Here is a 17,074-nt window from a genome sequence, read left to right on the forward strand (position 1 = left end):
GAGTGAAATATTTCGCTCATCTTTCTTTTGATCCATTGATTGTCAATGTCATTATAATAAAAAGGACGGATCATCACTGACCCGTCTCTTTCTTTTTTATTTAAATGATAAATTATTTTTTAATGGCTTTAATGGTCTGCTTAGATCCGTCTTTCATTTCTAAAGTTACTAAGTAAACGCCCTGCATTAAGTCTCTTAAATGTATTGTAGATTCAGGGTTTGCAATAGTTTTCACTAATCTTCCTGCAACATCCGTTACTGATACATTTTTCACATTTTTCACATCAGAAATATTTAATACATCCGTAAATGGATTAGGATATACTTTGATACTGTTTTTCGCTGCAGAAACTTCAGATGTTGCCAGATTCGCATTGCTGATGCTTATATCATCTACATACAGATTAAACTGGTCTGCATCTGAATAGGCATTAAATCCAAAGAAATACACTCCGGTAACAGGAACTGTAAACGTTATAGACTCTGTATGAGCCATTTCATCGTTGATTGAAGGATAATCTGCCACTGAGTTTGTCATCGCAGATTCAACCGGTGAAGTTCCGTAAGCTACTTTTAGTTTTTCAGCATAAGTTGATGAATTATTCCCATATTTATAGCTGATTGTATACTGTACTCCTGCTGTCAGATTCAATCCTTGGGTAAAGAACCATGCATTGGCAGCATTGGAAGAATTATAATGATACCTTAGTACATTGGTGGTAAATCCCTGGCTATCAGAAGGTGGGTCTGAAGTTTCCCAGTCATTCCCCGATCCCATATTGGTATTCATAGTACAACCAGGAAGATCCGGAGTAGTAACACTCTCAAAATCTACAAGATAAGGAAGGTTCGCACTTGAACATAATGTAGTAAATGTAACAGGATCGCTCCATGCACTTTTGCTTGTTGCACTACATGCAGATCTCACCCATACATAGTAGACAGTGTCTGGTGCTAAACCTGGAATGTTATAAGTAATTGCTGTAACTCCTGTGAAATTTGGTGTACTTGCCGCTGTAGGAGCTGTATTGGTTGTGCTGTAATAAATGTCATATCCGTTTGCAGGTACGGGAGTGGCAGCCGTCCAGGAAACCGTAGCTCCTCCGGCAGTAATATTTGAGATAGCCAGAGCAGTTGGCTCACTACAAGCAGGTGCAACATCTACATTAATATCATCTACATACAGCTTGTTCATGTTAGCATCAGAATATGCCTGGAATCCAATATAATATACACCTGTAGTTGTTGGTGTAAAGTTCACAAAAGCACTTGTTGCAGTACTGGTAACTACATTCGGGTGATCTGCCAGTGCATTGGTCATTCCTGCACCTGTGGCTGAAGTTCCGTAGGCTACTTTTAATTTTTCAGCATATACAAATCCTTCTGCATTTGCATATTTATATTTGACTCTGTAAGTAACTCCTGCTGTAAGGTTGATTCCATTAGTGAAAAACCAGGTATCAGCATTATTGGCATAGTCATAAGAATACTTAAGAACATTTCCTGTAAATCCTTGAGCGTCCAGATCGCCAGTTTCCCACATATTTCCTGACCCATCATTCACTACTGAAGTACAATTCGGGAGATCAGGAGGAGTTACACTCTCGAAATCCAGTGCGTATGGCACACCTACAGAAACACAAGCTGTCATAAATGTTGCCATTTGAGACCATGCACTCTTATCTGTAGTACTGCATGCAGAACGTACCCATACGTGGTAAACAGTTGCCGGAGCAAGTGTAGACAAATTAGCCGTTAAAGCATTACTGGTTCCGGAAACTACAGTAGCCGCTGTAGGATATGTATTGGATGTTGAGTAATAATATTCATAGCCGCTGCCCGGAGCAGAAGCTGGTGCTGTCCACGCAATCTGAGCTGTATTTGTGGTAACTGTTGAAACCGTTAAACCGGTTGGAGCAAAGCAGGTAGGAACCGCTCCTATTACAACTGTATAATCATGTGCTTCTCCATAGCCAGATATATTGCAGGGGATAGGATCACTGGAGAATCTATCTCCTACTCTCATCCTGTAAGTACCCGGAGTTACGGTAGAAGGAATTGTTATAAGCCCTGAAGTAATATTGTTTGCTCCTACAAGGGTACTGCTTGCTGAAGCTACAAGCTCTGGAGCTGCATCATCAAAAGTTCCGTCATTATTAAAATCTATCCAGATCCGTACATTCTGATCACTATAACCATGTTTAACGCTAAAATCATAGTTTAAACCTGCATTAAGGTTAATTGTCATAGAAGTAAAATCTCCATACGAATCAACAGAACAGCCTGTATCTGCATGATTAAATCCGGCACCCGGAATGGTAAAAGAGTCTATCATATCCCCTCCACTACATCCGCTAGCAAATGCCGGCGTACAGTAAGTCTGTGCGGAAGATAAAAAGCCAGTTATTAAAAAACCAACGAGTAAAAAGTTTTTCATATAAATCAGTATTAGTTACTCAAATCTAGTGAAAATCAGCAACAAAAAAAATATTTTTTTCATCATATAATAACAAATACCACTTTTCTTTTAACATAAGGCAATTCCGTAAAAAAAAAGAGCGACTGCCCAAATTGAGCAGTCGCTTTTTTTATTTTTTTAAGAATTTATTTATCTTTTAATTGCTTTAACGGTTTGTTTAGATCCGTCTTTCATATTCAAAACAACTAAATACAATCCTTCTTTCAGATCTCTCAATTGAAGTTCAGAAGAAGGTTTTTCAATTGTTTTAATCAGTCTTCCGGTAGAATCCAGAATGGAAACTGATTTTACTTTATCTGGTTTTGCAATATTCAGTACGTTTGTAAATGGGTTTGGATACACTTCTATACTTTCCGTATTTTGGGAAACCTCAGAAGTACCAAGACTGGTTACTTTTTCTATAGTAATAGTAAAAATACCTTCTACTGTATCGGTATAGTAATCCCGATCTCCAATATTTATATAATAAACGGTTCCCGCAACAGTTGGCAAATCCATAATAACTGGGCTTGAACCAGTAAAATCTACTCTTTTTACACACGTCAAGTTTCCACAACTTCCTTTATATGCACCAATACCAAAATTAAATCTGCTATTTAAAGGTCTTGAAACTGTAATCTTATGCAGAAAACCATCACCCACGAAAGTAAACCATGTTCCGTCATTCATTGCAGAATTGCAAGAGTTTATAAATCCGTTATTATTGGTAGTATGCTCAGCATCAATCTGCGTATAAGTATATGGGAAATTTGAAACCGGCAAAGCACCAGTACAATCATCATTAACAGGAGGCTGCAATGTTCCTACACATATATTGAATTTGACAGCAATACCAATACCTGTACTGTATGCCCTTATATAATAGGTTTCACCCGCAATCAATCCTGAAACATTATTAATATAACTAGAACTATTAACGCTTCCACCACATTTTACACTTGTTAAAGCCCCGCAGCTACCTTTGAAAACCTCAAATCGTATATCTTGTTGTGTACCACTCACTCCAACATCAATAATATTTTTAAAACTAATTCTGTGGCTGGTTCCTGTGGCAACAAATTTAAACCAAACATCATTCTGAACCCCAATTCCGGCACACGAAGCTGCTGGTAACATCGCTGAAACTGTTGCTCCCAAAGTACTTCCTTCAAGTCCCCCGACACAGGTCAAATCCGGATTAACGACCAAAGAGACCGCATTTGCACATTCGTCATTTGCTGGAAGCGGTGTCAAATCTTTTGTAATACATAAATCAAAATTGAAACCCGATTGGGGTGTTCCTTGTACATCAAATACTCTGAGGTAATAAGTTTCTCCCACCGTAAAACCAGTAACAAGTCCAACAGCCCCTCCTATTCCTACACATACAGGATTAGCACAACTGCCACCAAGCACATTAAAATTTAATCCTCCCAAAGAGTTTGGTTCTCCCACAGCAACTTTATTAATCAATTTAATGATATGCTTGGTATCGGTTGCTATAAATTTATACCACACATCATATCTGGAGAAATTGTCACAAGATACAGCAGACTTCGTTGATGATAAAGTCGTTCCGGAAGTAACATTGATACAATCCATCCCAGAATTCACAGGAACACTTATAGCATTGATACAATTATCATTGGATGGCGGCGGTGGAACTGTTCCTACACATATATCAAATTTATGAGATGAATAGCCTGATCCACTAAATACTCTTATATAATAGGTCTCTCCTACAGTAAGGTTATTAACAACAGAAACAGGACAGGATGCACTTGTCACATAACCACATCCAGAACCAGAACATAATATACTTGTCAAATTACCACAATCACCTTTTAAAACCTGAAAATAAACATACCCACCTCCTAATGGTACAGAGGTTACCTCCTTAAGATTAACTGTATGCGTAGAAGAAGTAGCTGTAAACTTATACCATACGTCACCAGTACTCGTACTACATGATGATGCAGGAGACGATACAGTTGACATCACAGTAGTTCCAGAAGTAAAGTCAATACAATTCAGATCTGGATTTACAGGCAGAGTTATAGCATTCATACACTCATCATTGGAGGGTATACCCGGCACTGTTGTAAATTTCTGATTAACACAACCGGAAGACTCTCCTGCCGGCCCTACTGCTGTTATTTTAAGATAATAAACTGTACTTGCTAAAAGTGGAGATGACGGAGTAAAGTTTGTTGTCGTTACCGACTGTTGATTAACAATATCTGTTCCTCCTGGAGTTGTTCCGACAGAAACTTTATAACTTGTAGCTCCCTGTACAGCAACCCACGTAAAATTAGGAAGAACCGGTACAGACGAAGCATTGTTTGCAGGATAACTGATGATCGGACAATCCGGTAATGGATTAGGAACTAACCCCATAAGACTCACCACAGGCTTATAAGGTAAAAAATGGCCAATTGGAGGATTGGCAGGGTCCGGATTAACAGTATTACTCTCAGTATAAAGAGCCTGCTCCATAGTATTATACACAAAAAACGGATTATTTGAATTAGAATTAAATCCATTTTCATCTACTGCAACAACCAAATTTCTTGCATTATCATATGGGAAAGGGGTCGTAAATGTCACCTCTACAACTCCGTTTACATTTGTCACTGTACCTGAATAAACTTGTGTCATTTCTGCAACAGGAATCCAACCTGTCTGATAATCTAAAGAGTTTTTTGTGGTGTGCCCCAAATACACTACCCAGTTTGATAAATATGCAGGGTTTGCAGAAGACGTTAAGTAAAATTTAAGCCCGGTAATATTCCCGGCTGTATCAGCATTGATTTCTTGTTTTGTATAAATCTGCTGAGAATAAGAGAAGGTAAAACCACTATTGACCGGAGCATTACCCGTGTCTGTACTTCCTGCGCCTAATTTGATTTGAGCACTTAGTACAATACTCACCATCAGTAAGCATAAAAATAAGATTTTCTTCATGTATAAGTTTTTGGTTATTAATACGTCTACGAATTTACAATAATTTAAAACACTTTTTCAGAATGTTTAAAAATAAAAAAACGACAGCTGTTTAGCTGTCGTTTCATGTTATATAATTAATACATTTTATCTTTTAATCGCTTTTATCGTTTGCTTAGATCCATCTTTCATATTCAGTACTACTAAATACATTCCTTGTTTCAGATCTCCCAGGTGAAGCGCAGAAGAAGGATTGTCAATAGTCTTCACTATTCTTCCCGCAACATCAACTACAGAAGCAGATTTTACTTTAGAAGCATCTGAAATATTCAGATCGTCAACAAATGGATTAGGGTAAGCTTTAATTTCATTGTTTTTCTTTTCAACTTCAGCTGTTGCAAGCCCTGAACATCCTTGTGTAACAGAAATGTTATAATTACCAATTCTAGATGCAGCATATCCTGTAAGTAATACATAATAAGTAGTACCCGCAACTCCTGTAAATGTTAATGTCGGAGCATTATAAAGAGTATTGGCACAACCGGCATCAGCATATCCTACACCTGAACTGTTGCTGAAACAAGTAAGTGAACCACAAGTACCTGTATACACTCTTAAATAGGCGTCATATTGTGTACCACAAGCATCAATAGTAATAGGACCATTTTCAGTAGCTTTTACGGTATACCAAACACCTTTATAAGATGCCGTGCTTCCAGAACTACCACATGTTGAAGCAGGAAGTGTTTCATCCCCGGCAAGAGCATTAACACCCTGAGCAGTACCATTACAAGCCAGAGCAATAGCTGTATCACAAGTATCATTAATTACAGGTGAAGGAGTGGTTACAGCAATCTGGAAATTGGATGTTGTAGTTGCAGTACTTGTAGAAGAATACACTCTAACATAATACGTTTGTCCTACTACAAGGTTTTGCAATAATACACTGGAATTTCCATAAGCACCATCAAAACAAGTCATAGCTGTTAAAGCTCCACATGTTCCAGAATAGATCTGTGTACTTGTCGCATTATCAGTATATAAAACATGTACAAGATGTGTTGCACCTGTTGCAGTAAATGAATACCAAACATCATCATTGATACCTGATGCACTACATGTAGGTGCTGTAACTCCTGAACTCTGAGTAGCACTCACAGTAGAACCATTCATAGCATTCACAAAAGCATCTGTACTGCTTACAGAAAGAGATGTAGCGTTTGCACAATCATCATTTGCAGGCGGAGGAGGAGGTGTACCAATACAGATATTGAAACTATTAGCATATAGTGTACTACCATTTGTATTGGAATTATAAACCCTCACATAATAAGTCTGCCCTGGAGTAAGACCAGTAAGCGGTGTATTTACTGCCGTACCGCATTTAATACTCGTCAAAGTACCACAAGCTCCACTGAAAACCTGAGTATATACACTCGTTGATGTAGAAGTTCCAACCGCTGTAACGTTTGAAAGCAATACTACATGATCAGTACCTGTAGCTGTAAATTTGTACCAAACATCATCATCTGCTGTTCCTGTACACGGACTTACCGCCAATCCTGAATTAGTTGCACTTAAAGTTGTTCCGGATACCGGTGAAGCACATGTAAGTGTTGGGCTCACAGATAAAGAAACAGCAGCAGAACACTCATCATTAGCAGGAGCTGCAGGAAGCGTTCCCATACAGATATCAAAAGAGTTTGCATAGAAACTTGCCCCTGAATTAGAATCATAAGTGTATACTCTTACATAATAAGTCTGACCTGCAGTAAGACCCGTTAAGTTTGTAAAGCTTGTATTTGAACTGATACAATTAGTACTTACCAAAGCGCCACAAGCGCCACTAAATACCTGGGCATACAAAGATGTTGTAGAAACATTTCCTACAGAAACTATATTTTTCAGCTGGAAAGTATGACCTGTTGATGTTGCAGTAAATTTATACCAAACATCATCGTCAGCTGTTCCTGAACAAGAACCAAGAGCAACTCCCGAACTTGTTCCTCCCAATGTAGTCCCTGCTGTAACACTAGCACAACTCATATCAGGGTTAATAGTAATAGCCACCGCGTTTGCACAGTCGTCATTAGCTGGTGGTGCCGGTGGTGTACTTACACAGATATTGAAACTTGCATTGGCAGTAACAGTAGATGAATAAGTGTATACTCTGATATAATACGTCTGACCCGGAGTAAGACCGGTAACAATATTCGTATCAGCATCAGAACACAGCATACTTGTCATAGTACCACAGCTTCCTGATAATACCTGGAAATACATATCTGAAATCCCTGTTGTAGTTCCTGTAGAAGTTACATTAGAGATCGCTATAACATGGCTTGCAGCTGTTGCAGTAAATTTATACCAAACATCATCATTTGGACTTCCGTTGCAAGCACCGGCAGCCATAGATTCTGTAGCTCCCAATGTATTACCAGGAGTTGTAGCAGTACAAGCCAAAGAAGGATTTACTGTTAAATTTATAGCATCTGAACAGTTATCATTTGCCGGAGGTACAACAGTAGTTGTGAAATTTCTTTCAGTACAACCTGTTGATACAACACCACCATTATAAGCTGTAATAGTATAATAATACTGTGTTGTAGGGTTCAGCTGCTGTGCAGGAGTAAGGGTGTAAGTAGTAACGTTACCCATATTAAAATTACTCAAAACATTGGATGAACCTGCTGATGTTCCAATACTTAAGTTGTATCCCAACGCTCCACTTACTGCAGGCCAGGAAAAAGTAGTCAACACAGGTAAACCAACCTGAGCAGCTGTAGGCGCACTCACAGACGGACATCCTAAGGTAGCCATGGTGGTAAAAGATCTTTCTGTACATGCAGCAGAAACTCCGGTAGAATTGGCAGCATATACTGTATAATAATACTGAGTATCAAAACTCAGAGAACTCGTTAAAGTATAGGAAGTTACATTTCCTACATCCTGCATGTTCATCACGTTGGTGGCACCCGGCGTTGTTCCGATGCTGATCTTATATGATGATGCAGAGCTTGCAACAGCCCAGCTAATGGTAGGCAATACCGAAACGCCCGTTGCAGCAGCGGCAGGTGCAGAAACAGCAGGACAAGCCGGAACTCCCGGAGTAAGCCCCAGCAGATTGGTAATAGATTTCGTTGTTGTTCTTGTTCCCGTAGGTGGCGAAGCCGGATCCGGATTGGTTGTATCGCTTCTATAATACAAAGTTGAATTGGAAGCTCCTGTAAAAGTATAGAACCTGTTTGAAGTTGCTGTATAATCTGTAGTATTCTCATCAACAGCAACAACAAGGTTATCCGTATTATTATAAGTAAAAGGTGTGGTAAAGTTTACAGTCACTTCTCCTCCGGAAGCACTTACTGTCCCCGAAAACACCTGAGACAAACCAGATGTAGGAATCCAGTCTGTAGTACTGGAAAAAGATGTTTTAGTAGTATGGCCTACATACACTACCCAATCTACTGATTTTGTAATATCAGCATTATTTGGTAAATAAAACTTCATTCCGGTGATATTCCCCGCAGCGTTAGCATTAATTTCACTTTTAGTAAAAATCTGCTGCGTGTAGTTGTATCCGTAGTTGACATCAATAGGAACATATCCGCCCTGGGTAGTCCCGCTTCCCAGCATTATCTGGGCATTGGTAATGGAAGCTATTAAAAATAGACTTAATAGTAGTAATTTCTTCATAAATAGTTAATAATAAAAGTTAGGGCGATAAATGTATAAATATTAATTTAAATTTTAACTAAAAAATCAGAAAATATCACAAAACAATAAACAAAAACAAATAAAAACAGCAATAAAATACAATAAAATCAAACGTTTATTTAATTTTAACAGATATTTCGCAATACGTTGAAAAATAATAAAATACTAATAATCAACGATTTAAATTACTATATAATTAAAATAGACTTCAGAATATTTTTCTATTTATTGCAAAAAAGCATTTAAAATTTTTCATAAATATTCTCAATATGTAAACAAAAAAAAGAGTGACCTAAGCCACTCTTTTTAAATAGTATATTTTACTTTAATTTAAATAGAACTCATATTTATTCAATAACTGAATTTCTTTAATCAAATCTCCATTCAGATCTACCGAATGCTTCATAGACTGCACTTCGATATGAGAGTCATCCTCAAGATTTCTGATAAAGAACTTCAGCTTTTGATTTCCTTTATTTCTATCAAGCACCGTTCTGAAAAAATCCAGATCTTCAGCTCTTACATCCATAACGTCCATGACCAAAGATATACTCTTCGCAAACCTTTCAAAAGCTTCCTGTAGTTCTATCACATCATTTACATTAACGAAGACTCTTCCATCCTTCACCTGAGCAAATTTTATTTTGAAAATTACAAATCTCTGAACCTCCAGTTTCTCCTTCAGCCTCATATAATCCCTGTCTCCCAATCTGAATGAATAAGATCCCGAATAATCTTCCAGCGTAACAAAAGCTACTTTTTCACCGCTTCTGAAACCATCTTTTACCACATATTCCGTAATCAGACCAGCGACAGTATATTCTTTTCCGCCACCACCGTTTTCTCTTTCTTTCTGTAAAGTTTTCCAGTCTTTTTTCTTTTCTTCAAAAAGTTCTTCCTGTTTATTGGCGAAAGCCTGTTCTTTATAGGCATCCACTTCATCAAGATTCAAAAAATGAAAAACCCCTTTTGGTTCAGCTTTTTTTATAACTTCTTCTATAATCTCCTCTTCTTCACCGGCAACGATGTCATCAGAAACAATTTCTACAAGATCAGCAACCTCATCAATAGAATCTTTTTCCAAAATAGGAGCTTCATCTATAACTACTTTTTCCTCATCCTTTTCCAACACCGCCTTTTTAGAAAGCTGCCCCTGCATAAACTGATATTGGTATTTAAATTCATCCAAAGGGTGTGCGGAAAGATAAAATCCGATGGTTTCTTTTTCTTTATTAAGTTTATGCATGTTTGGCCATTCCGGGCATGGTGCCAGTTTCGGCTGCTCAATCTGAACTTCTTCTGCAAAATCCGCAAAAAGAGAGTGTTCCATTTCATTTTTACTCTCCTGAAAGCTTTGTCCGTATCTGATCAATCTTTCAAGATTTGTTCTTCCAGCCATATCAATATCAAAATACTGACCTCTATGGAAAGAATCCAATTCATCAAAAGCTCCTGCAAGCACCAAACTTTCCGCTACTCTTTTATTCATTTGCGAAGGCAGAATTCTTTCAAAAAAATCATAAATATTTTTGAATCTTCCGTTCGCTCTTTCCCGTGTAATTCCTTCACTCGGACCTTCTCCAATCCCTTTGATTGCTCCCAATCCGAAACGGATCTGTCCTTTTTCGTTTACAGAAAATTTATATTGAGATTCATTCACATCCGGTCCTAATACATCCACTCCCATACTTTTACAATCCTCCATAAACATGGTAATTGAATCCGTATTGTTAATGTTATTACTCATCACACTTGCCATATATTCCGCAGGGTAATTGGCTTTCAGATAAGCTGTCTGGTAAGCAATAAATGCGTAGCAAGTGGAGTGAGATTTGTTGAAGGCATATTCCGCAAAGGCTTTCCAGTCATTCCAGATTTTCTCCAGCCTTTCTTCATTCAGATTGTTTTTCCTACCTCCTTCAATAAATTTCGGGTACATTTTATTAAGAACATCGATCTGCTTTTTACCCATCGCTTTTCTCAAAGTATCGGCTTCACCTTTTGTAAAATTGGCCAGCTTCTGAGACAAAAGCATTACCTGCTCCTGATAAACAGTAATCCCGTATGTTTCTTTTAAGTACTCTTCTGTTTCAGGTAAGTCATAAACGATCTCTTCAATTCCGTGCTTTCTGTTGATAAAGTTTGGAATGTATTTGATCGGACCCGGACGATACAAAGCATTCATTGCAATAAGGTCGGCAAAAACCGTTGGCTTAAGCTCCCTCATGTATTTTTGCATCCCGGGACTTTCATATTGGAAAATTCCTACTGTTCTTCCTTCTTTAAATAATTGATAAGTCTTCGTATCATCAAGCGGAATAAGATCCGGATCAATATCTATATCATATCTTGCTTTCACCAGCTTCAATGCATCTTTAATGATCGTCAAAGTTCTCAACCCCAGGAAGTCCATCTTCAGAAGACCTGCACTTTCTGCCACGGAGTTATCAAACTGCGAAACCAGGATATCTGCATCTTTTGCAGCAATAGTCACCGGAACCAGATTACTTACATCTTCTGGTGTAATAATCACCCCGCAGGCATGAATACCGGTATTTCGGATACAGCCCTCCATTTTTTTTGCACTCGCAAGTACATCATGACGGGCATCATCCGGACTGTTCAGAACATATCTCATTTCATCAACAAGCATCTGTTCTTCCGGTTTTAGTTTATCATATTTAGATAAAGCTTTTGCAATGTTCATCCCCGGACTTGGCGGAATTAATTTTGCAATATTATTGGTATCAGGAATCGGAACATCCAGCACCCTTCCCGCATCTTTAATTGCAGATTTCCCTCCTAAAACCGAGTACGTAATAATCTGAGCTACCTGGTTTTTACCGTATTTTTCAACTACCCATTTGATGATTTTATCACGTCCCTCATCATCAAAATCAATATCAATATCCGGCATGGAAACCCTTTCCGGATTCAAAAATCTTTCAAAAAGCAAATCATACTTAATAGGATCCACATTGGTAATTCCGGTACAGTAAGCTACGGCAGAACCTGCAGCAGAACCACGGCCTGGACCAACCCAAACGCCCATTTTTCTTGCTTCATTACAAAAATCCTGTACAATCAGGAAATAACCAGGGTATCCTGTATTGGCAACTACTTCCAGTTCAAAATCCAAACGTTCTTTAATTTCGTCTGTGATTCCGGTATCTGCATATCTTTTTTTCGCCCCTTCATAGGTTAAATGAGTCAAATACGCCATTTCACCCCGTTTCCCTCCATCAATATCATCTTCAGCATGAATAAATTCTTCCGGAATATCAAATTTTGGAAGCAATACATCTCTTTTTAATGTATAGGGTTTGAATTTTGCAGTGAATTCTTCATAAGCATCAAAAGCATCAGGATAAGCTAAAAAAGCTTCTTTTATTTCATCAGAATTTTTGATATAATATTCTCCTGTAGCCAATCCTCTTCTCTTCCCAAAGCCTTTTCCGACAGGAGTTGTCAATTTTTCACCGTCTTTGATACAGCTTACAATATCCTGAATATTAGAATCATCTTTATTGGTATAAAAAGTTTCGTTCTGTGCTAAAATCTTAACATTATATTTATCTGCAAAATGCAGTAAAACGTCATTTAAATGCTCTTCTTCAGGCAGTTTATGATTTTGAATCTGTACATAAAAATCATCTTCAAAAGTTTCTTTCCACCATTTGAAAAGCTCCTCTCCTTTTTGTTCACCGGTATTTAAAATAGCATCCGGAACATCTCCCAGAATTCCGGAAGTCAGAGCAATTAACCCTTCTTTATATTCAGCAATCAATTCACGGCTGATTCTGGGAACTCCAAAATAAAATCCTTTTAAGAATCCAATACTTGAAAGTTTTGCTAAGTTTTTATATCCTTCAAAATCTTTCGCCAGCAAAACCACCTGTGTTCTTCTGTCAGGATCATCTTTGGTAAACTGCTTCTGTTCGTAACGGTCTGAAATATAAAATTCACAACCCACAACAGGAATTAAAGGTTCAGAAACAGGTTCAGCCTCATTAAATTCTTCTCCGTTTTCTTCAGCTTCCTGCTTTTTTGCTAAATATTCTTTATGCTTTTTTGCACGGTCACCATTTGCACCTTCAATTGCTGAAACAAATTTAAAAGCGCCCATCATATTTCCCAAATCTACCATTCCAACGGCAGGGAAATTATCATCCGTAGCTTTTTTAATTAAATCATTAATACTGGAAGTGGCCATTAATGTTGAGAAAACACTATGATTGTCAAAATTGAAATATTTACCAAGATCAATTTCATCAACACTTCCGAAATCCTGCTGCTTTTTCTTGTTATGAAAATCCGCAACCTGCCTTCTGATAACAATATTAAAAGGTTTTATCGGATCAGGATAAAGGCTCTTGAAATATGCAAGCTGATCCTCAGAAATCTTCAATGTTTCTGCGGGAACAACTCCTATTCTTATCATTTCAAAAAAAGCTCTTGCCGTAGCATTTACGTCGGCAGCAGCATTATGCGCTTCATCAAACTTGCTTCCATAAAGCTTTTCGTAAAGTTCTTCAAGTTTCGGAGATTTGTATCTTCCACCCCTTCCTCCGCCTAACTGACAGAAGTCGGTTCCCAAAATCATGGTATCTGCTCTGGGTTTTTCCTGTAGGTTATCTTTAAGGTTTTTTCTGTAAAATTCTGCTCCTACGATATTGTAATCGAATTCCACATTATGTCCGGAAACGACTCTTACTCTATCTAAAACTTCAGCAAATTCTTTTAAAATTTCTTCAAGGTCACGTCCTTCTTCATTGGCAATTTTCGTTGTAATTCCATGAATACGGGCTGCATTGAAAGGAATATCATACCCTTCAGGTTTTATTATATAATCCTGATTTTCAACTAAATTCCCATCATCATCATGTACCTGCCATGCAATCTGAACCATTCTTGGCCAGTTTTCCGAATCTGAAAGCGGAGCGTTGAAATTTTTTGGTAAACCGGTTGTTTCTGTGTCAAAAATTAAATACATATAATGTTCTAACTTTTTAATAAAAAAGAGAATGTAAAGTTACTTCATTTTTTCCAATTATTTGTTTTGAAAAGGTCATTATGAAGTCAGCGTTTTGCTTAAAAGAAATTAAAAAAGACACAATTTTTAGTAATACCTGATGTTGATTTCATTAAAATTCTTGTTTTCGGTCCCAATTTGTATGGAAAAAAAGTAATCTGATCAGCTTTTTCAGTTTTCTACTCTCAAACTGAATGAAAATAAACCTATAAAAATTAAATATAATATAAAATTATAAACAAAATACAAATTAAAATACACCAAACAGCGCATATAGTAAAATTACAAGCATTAAAATTGGAAATAAAATACAGTACTGATAATTTTGAATAACAATACAACATTTAACCTTTTATCAAAAATTATGAAGAAGATCTTTATTTCGATCAGCACTTTAGTTATTTCTTTGGTGGGTGCGCAAAAAAACAATCAAGCTTTAATGAATGAGTTTGAAAAACAAAGAATAGAAAATAATAAAAAGTTTGACAACTATGTTGAAAAATTAAAAAGAAACAGAAAGGATGAAACCCAAAAGGCTCCAAACAAACTGTTAGAAGAAATTACAAAGAATATTGAAAACAAAAAAAGCAGCGTTGCAGGATTTACTCCCGATGGAACCCCTTATTTTCAAAAGTTAAATGACATAAGACAGATTAAAAACTCTAATGCTGACCAAATTCAAAATGGACAAATTAATGGTTTATCAGGTTCATTCAATGGAGAAAATATCAAGTATACTGTTTTTGATGGCGGCCGTGTTTTAGAATCTCATCAATTATTCAATAATTTGCCAAATCGGATTACCAACAAAGAAAATCCGGATAGTATAGCTTACCATTCTCATGCAACTGCCGTATCAGGATTTATAGGAGCTAAACCTTATAGTCTTACAAAAACTTTTTATAATCCAGATGGAAGCGTAAATGCTACTTTCAATAATTTAAATCTTGCAGGAGTAGCAAAAAGCTCAACAATAGATTCCTATTTCATGAACGCTTCCACCCTTCCAGGAAACACAACTCAAAGTAATATTTTTCAAAAGATATTAATTGCCCAACCTAAAATCTCAAATCATTCATATGGAATGACTGCCGGATGGGAACCTGTAGAAGTATCACAGGGTCAATATGTTTTAGTATGGAATGGAGCATTCTCAAGCCCAAATAACTCAGCTAATTTAAATGGAACATACTTTGCAGAAGATCAAAATTATGATAAAATTGTATATAATAATCCCTCCTATATTATAGTAAAAGCTGCAGGAAATGATTATGGAATGGGGCCCACAGCATATAATTTTTTGCCCGCTTTTTATACCAATAACGGGAATCCTGTTCAATTTTCTTCTACTGATACTAAACCAGCCGATAACTGCGCTCAAGGGTATGACTGCATAGGTATAGGATCGTTAGCAAAAAATATTATTATTGTTGCTAATAATAATGTCATTAACAATAATGAAAACAGATATACAGCATCTGCTGATGTCATTCATTCTGCCAGCAGCAGTGCAGGTCCGAGAGACGATGGTGGTATAAAACCAGATATTACAGCAACAGGAACAGATGTTCTATCTGCCAGTGTAAACAGTGCAAATCAGGAAGATTATGAATATGGAACCGGAACATCATATTCCGCACCCATTGTTACCGGAATTATTGGACTTTGGGCACAAATCAACCAGCAGCTTTTTACCGGCACCGAGCTTAATGCAGCTTCCGCAAAAACATTAATGATTCATTCTGCATTAGAAGCTGGAAATATTGGTCCGGATCCACATTTCGGATGGGGTTTAATTAATGCAAAAAAAGGAGCTGAACTGCTGGTAGGGAAATCCAATAACAGTATCATTTTTAATAATGAAACTTTAAATAATGGGGTTGCCAATGTAAAAACAGTAAAAGCATCAGGTTCAGAACCTTTAAAAGTTACCATATCATGGATAGACCCTGCATACAACGTAAATATAACCGACAACACGACATGGGCAGATTTATATAATATCAGAAATTCAAGATTAGTCAATGATCTGGATCTAAAAATCACAGACACCACTACCAACACCGTGTATTATCCATGGAAATTGAATGCCAACAACCCAATGACTCCGGCTACCAAAGGAGATAACACTGTAGATAATGTGGAACAGGTTGTCATTGATGCTCCGGTTGCCGGAAGAACTTATAAAATAGAGATTACCAATAAAGGGACACTTAAAAACGATTCAGGTGGTAATGCTCCTCAAAACTACTCTATTATAGTAACCGGATTTACGGAGCTATTAGGAACTAAGGATGCTGCAAGCCCTCTTAATAATCTCGCAATTTCCCCTACGATTACGAAGGACTTCACAAACATTCTGAAAGCACCTAAAAAATCAACTTTCAATGTGTATGATCTTACAGGAAAAAAATTACAAAGCGGTACCATCAGCAATGATAAAGAACAGATTGATTTATCCACTTACACTAAAGGAATTTACATCATTGAAGTAAAAACAGACAAAGATGTTATTTCCAAAAAAGTGATCAAGGAATAACCTGTATCTACATAGAATTTTTACAGAATACTAACAACAGTTAGTATTCTGTTTTTTTGCATACTTACTTCCATTCTCTCAAGATAAATCAAGAACTCATGCTAAACACTCTTATACCTTAAATATTGGCTGTATGAGTTAATTACAATTAGGTTTATTTAGACTTATTTTCAACCAATCTCCAAAAAACAAACAACAACCATGTACCCTGAATCATTTTAGCCAGTTATCAGAATCTGAAAACAAAGCGTTGAGTTTTTTGATAAACTGGTCGTTTCTGTTTCAAATGTTAAATACCATTTTTTCCAATTATTGTTTTATACTAAAAAAGCAATAAACAGTAATATTGAAAATAACAAAAACATGCACATCTTATTAAAAAAATAAA

At 36.9% G+C, this 17,074-nt stretch carries 5 protein-coding genes; 1 reads left to right on the top strand and 4 read right to left on the bottom strand.

Going from position 1 to position 17,074, the window contains the following annotated elements:
- Positions 1-112 precede the first annotated feature (112 nt).
- From OL225_RS12595 to dnaE, 4 genes are all read right to left on the bottom strand, one after another.
- Complete coding sequence (locus OL225_RS12595) at positions 113-2,437, bottom strand: fibronectin type III domain-containing protein (protein ID WP_264518486.1); 2,325 nt, start codon at positions 2,435-2,437, stop codon at positions 113-115.
- Positions 2,438-2,608: 171 nt separating this feature from the next.
- Complete coding sequence (locus OL225_RS12600; RefSeq protein ID WP_264518487.1) at positions 2,609-5,422, bottom strand: T9SS type A sorting domain-containing protein; 2,814 nt, start codon at positions 5,420-5,422, stop codon at positions 2,609-2,611.
- 126 nt (positions 5,423-5,548) lie between these two features.
- Positions 5,549-9,094, bottom strand: coding sequence for a T9SS type A sorting domain-containing protein (locus OL225_RS12605; RefSeq protein WP_264518488.1), 3,546 nt, complete (start codon positions 9,092-9,094; stop codon positions 5,549-5,551).
- 346 nt (positions 9,095-9,440) lie between these two features.
- Positions 9,441-14,108 (bottom strand): DNA polymerase III subunit alpha, encoded by a 4,668-nt coding sequence (gene dnaE / locus OL225_RS12610; protein WP_264518489.1) that lies wholly within the window; start codon positions 14,106-14,108, stop codon positions 9,441-9,443.
- Between the two features lie 403 nt (positions 14,109-14,511).
- Here dnaE and OL225_RS12615 point away from each other — a divergent pair, with 403 nt between their 5' ends.
- Positions 14,512-16,686, top strand: a complete 2,175-nt coding sequence (locus OL225_RS12615; RefSeq protein ID WP_264518490.1) for a S8 family peptidase — start codon at positions 14,512-14,514, stop codon at positions 16,684-16,686.
- The last annotated feature ends 388 nt before the right edge of the window (positions 16,687-17,074 follow it).

This window comes from Chryseobacterium viscerum, assembly GCF_025949665.1.
GTDB classification, from domain to species: Bacteria; Bacteroidota; Bacteroidia; order Flavobacteriales; family Weeksellaceae; genus Chryseobacterium; species Chryseobacterium viscerum_A.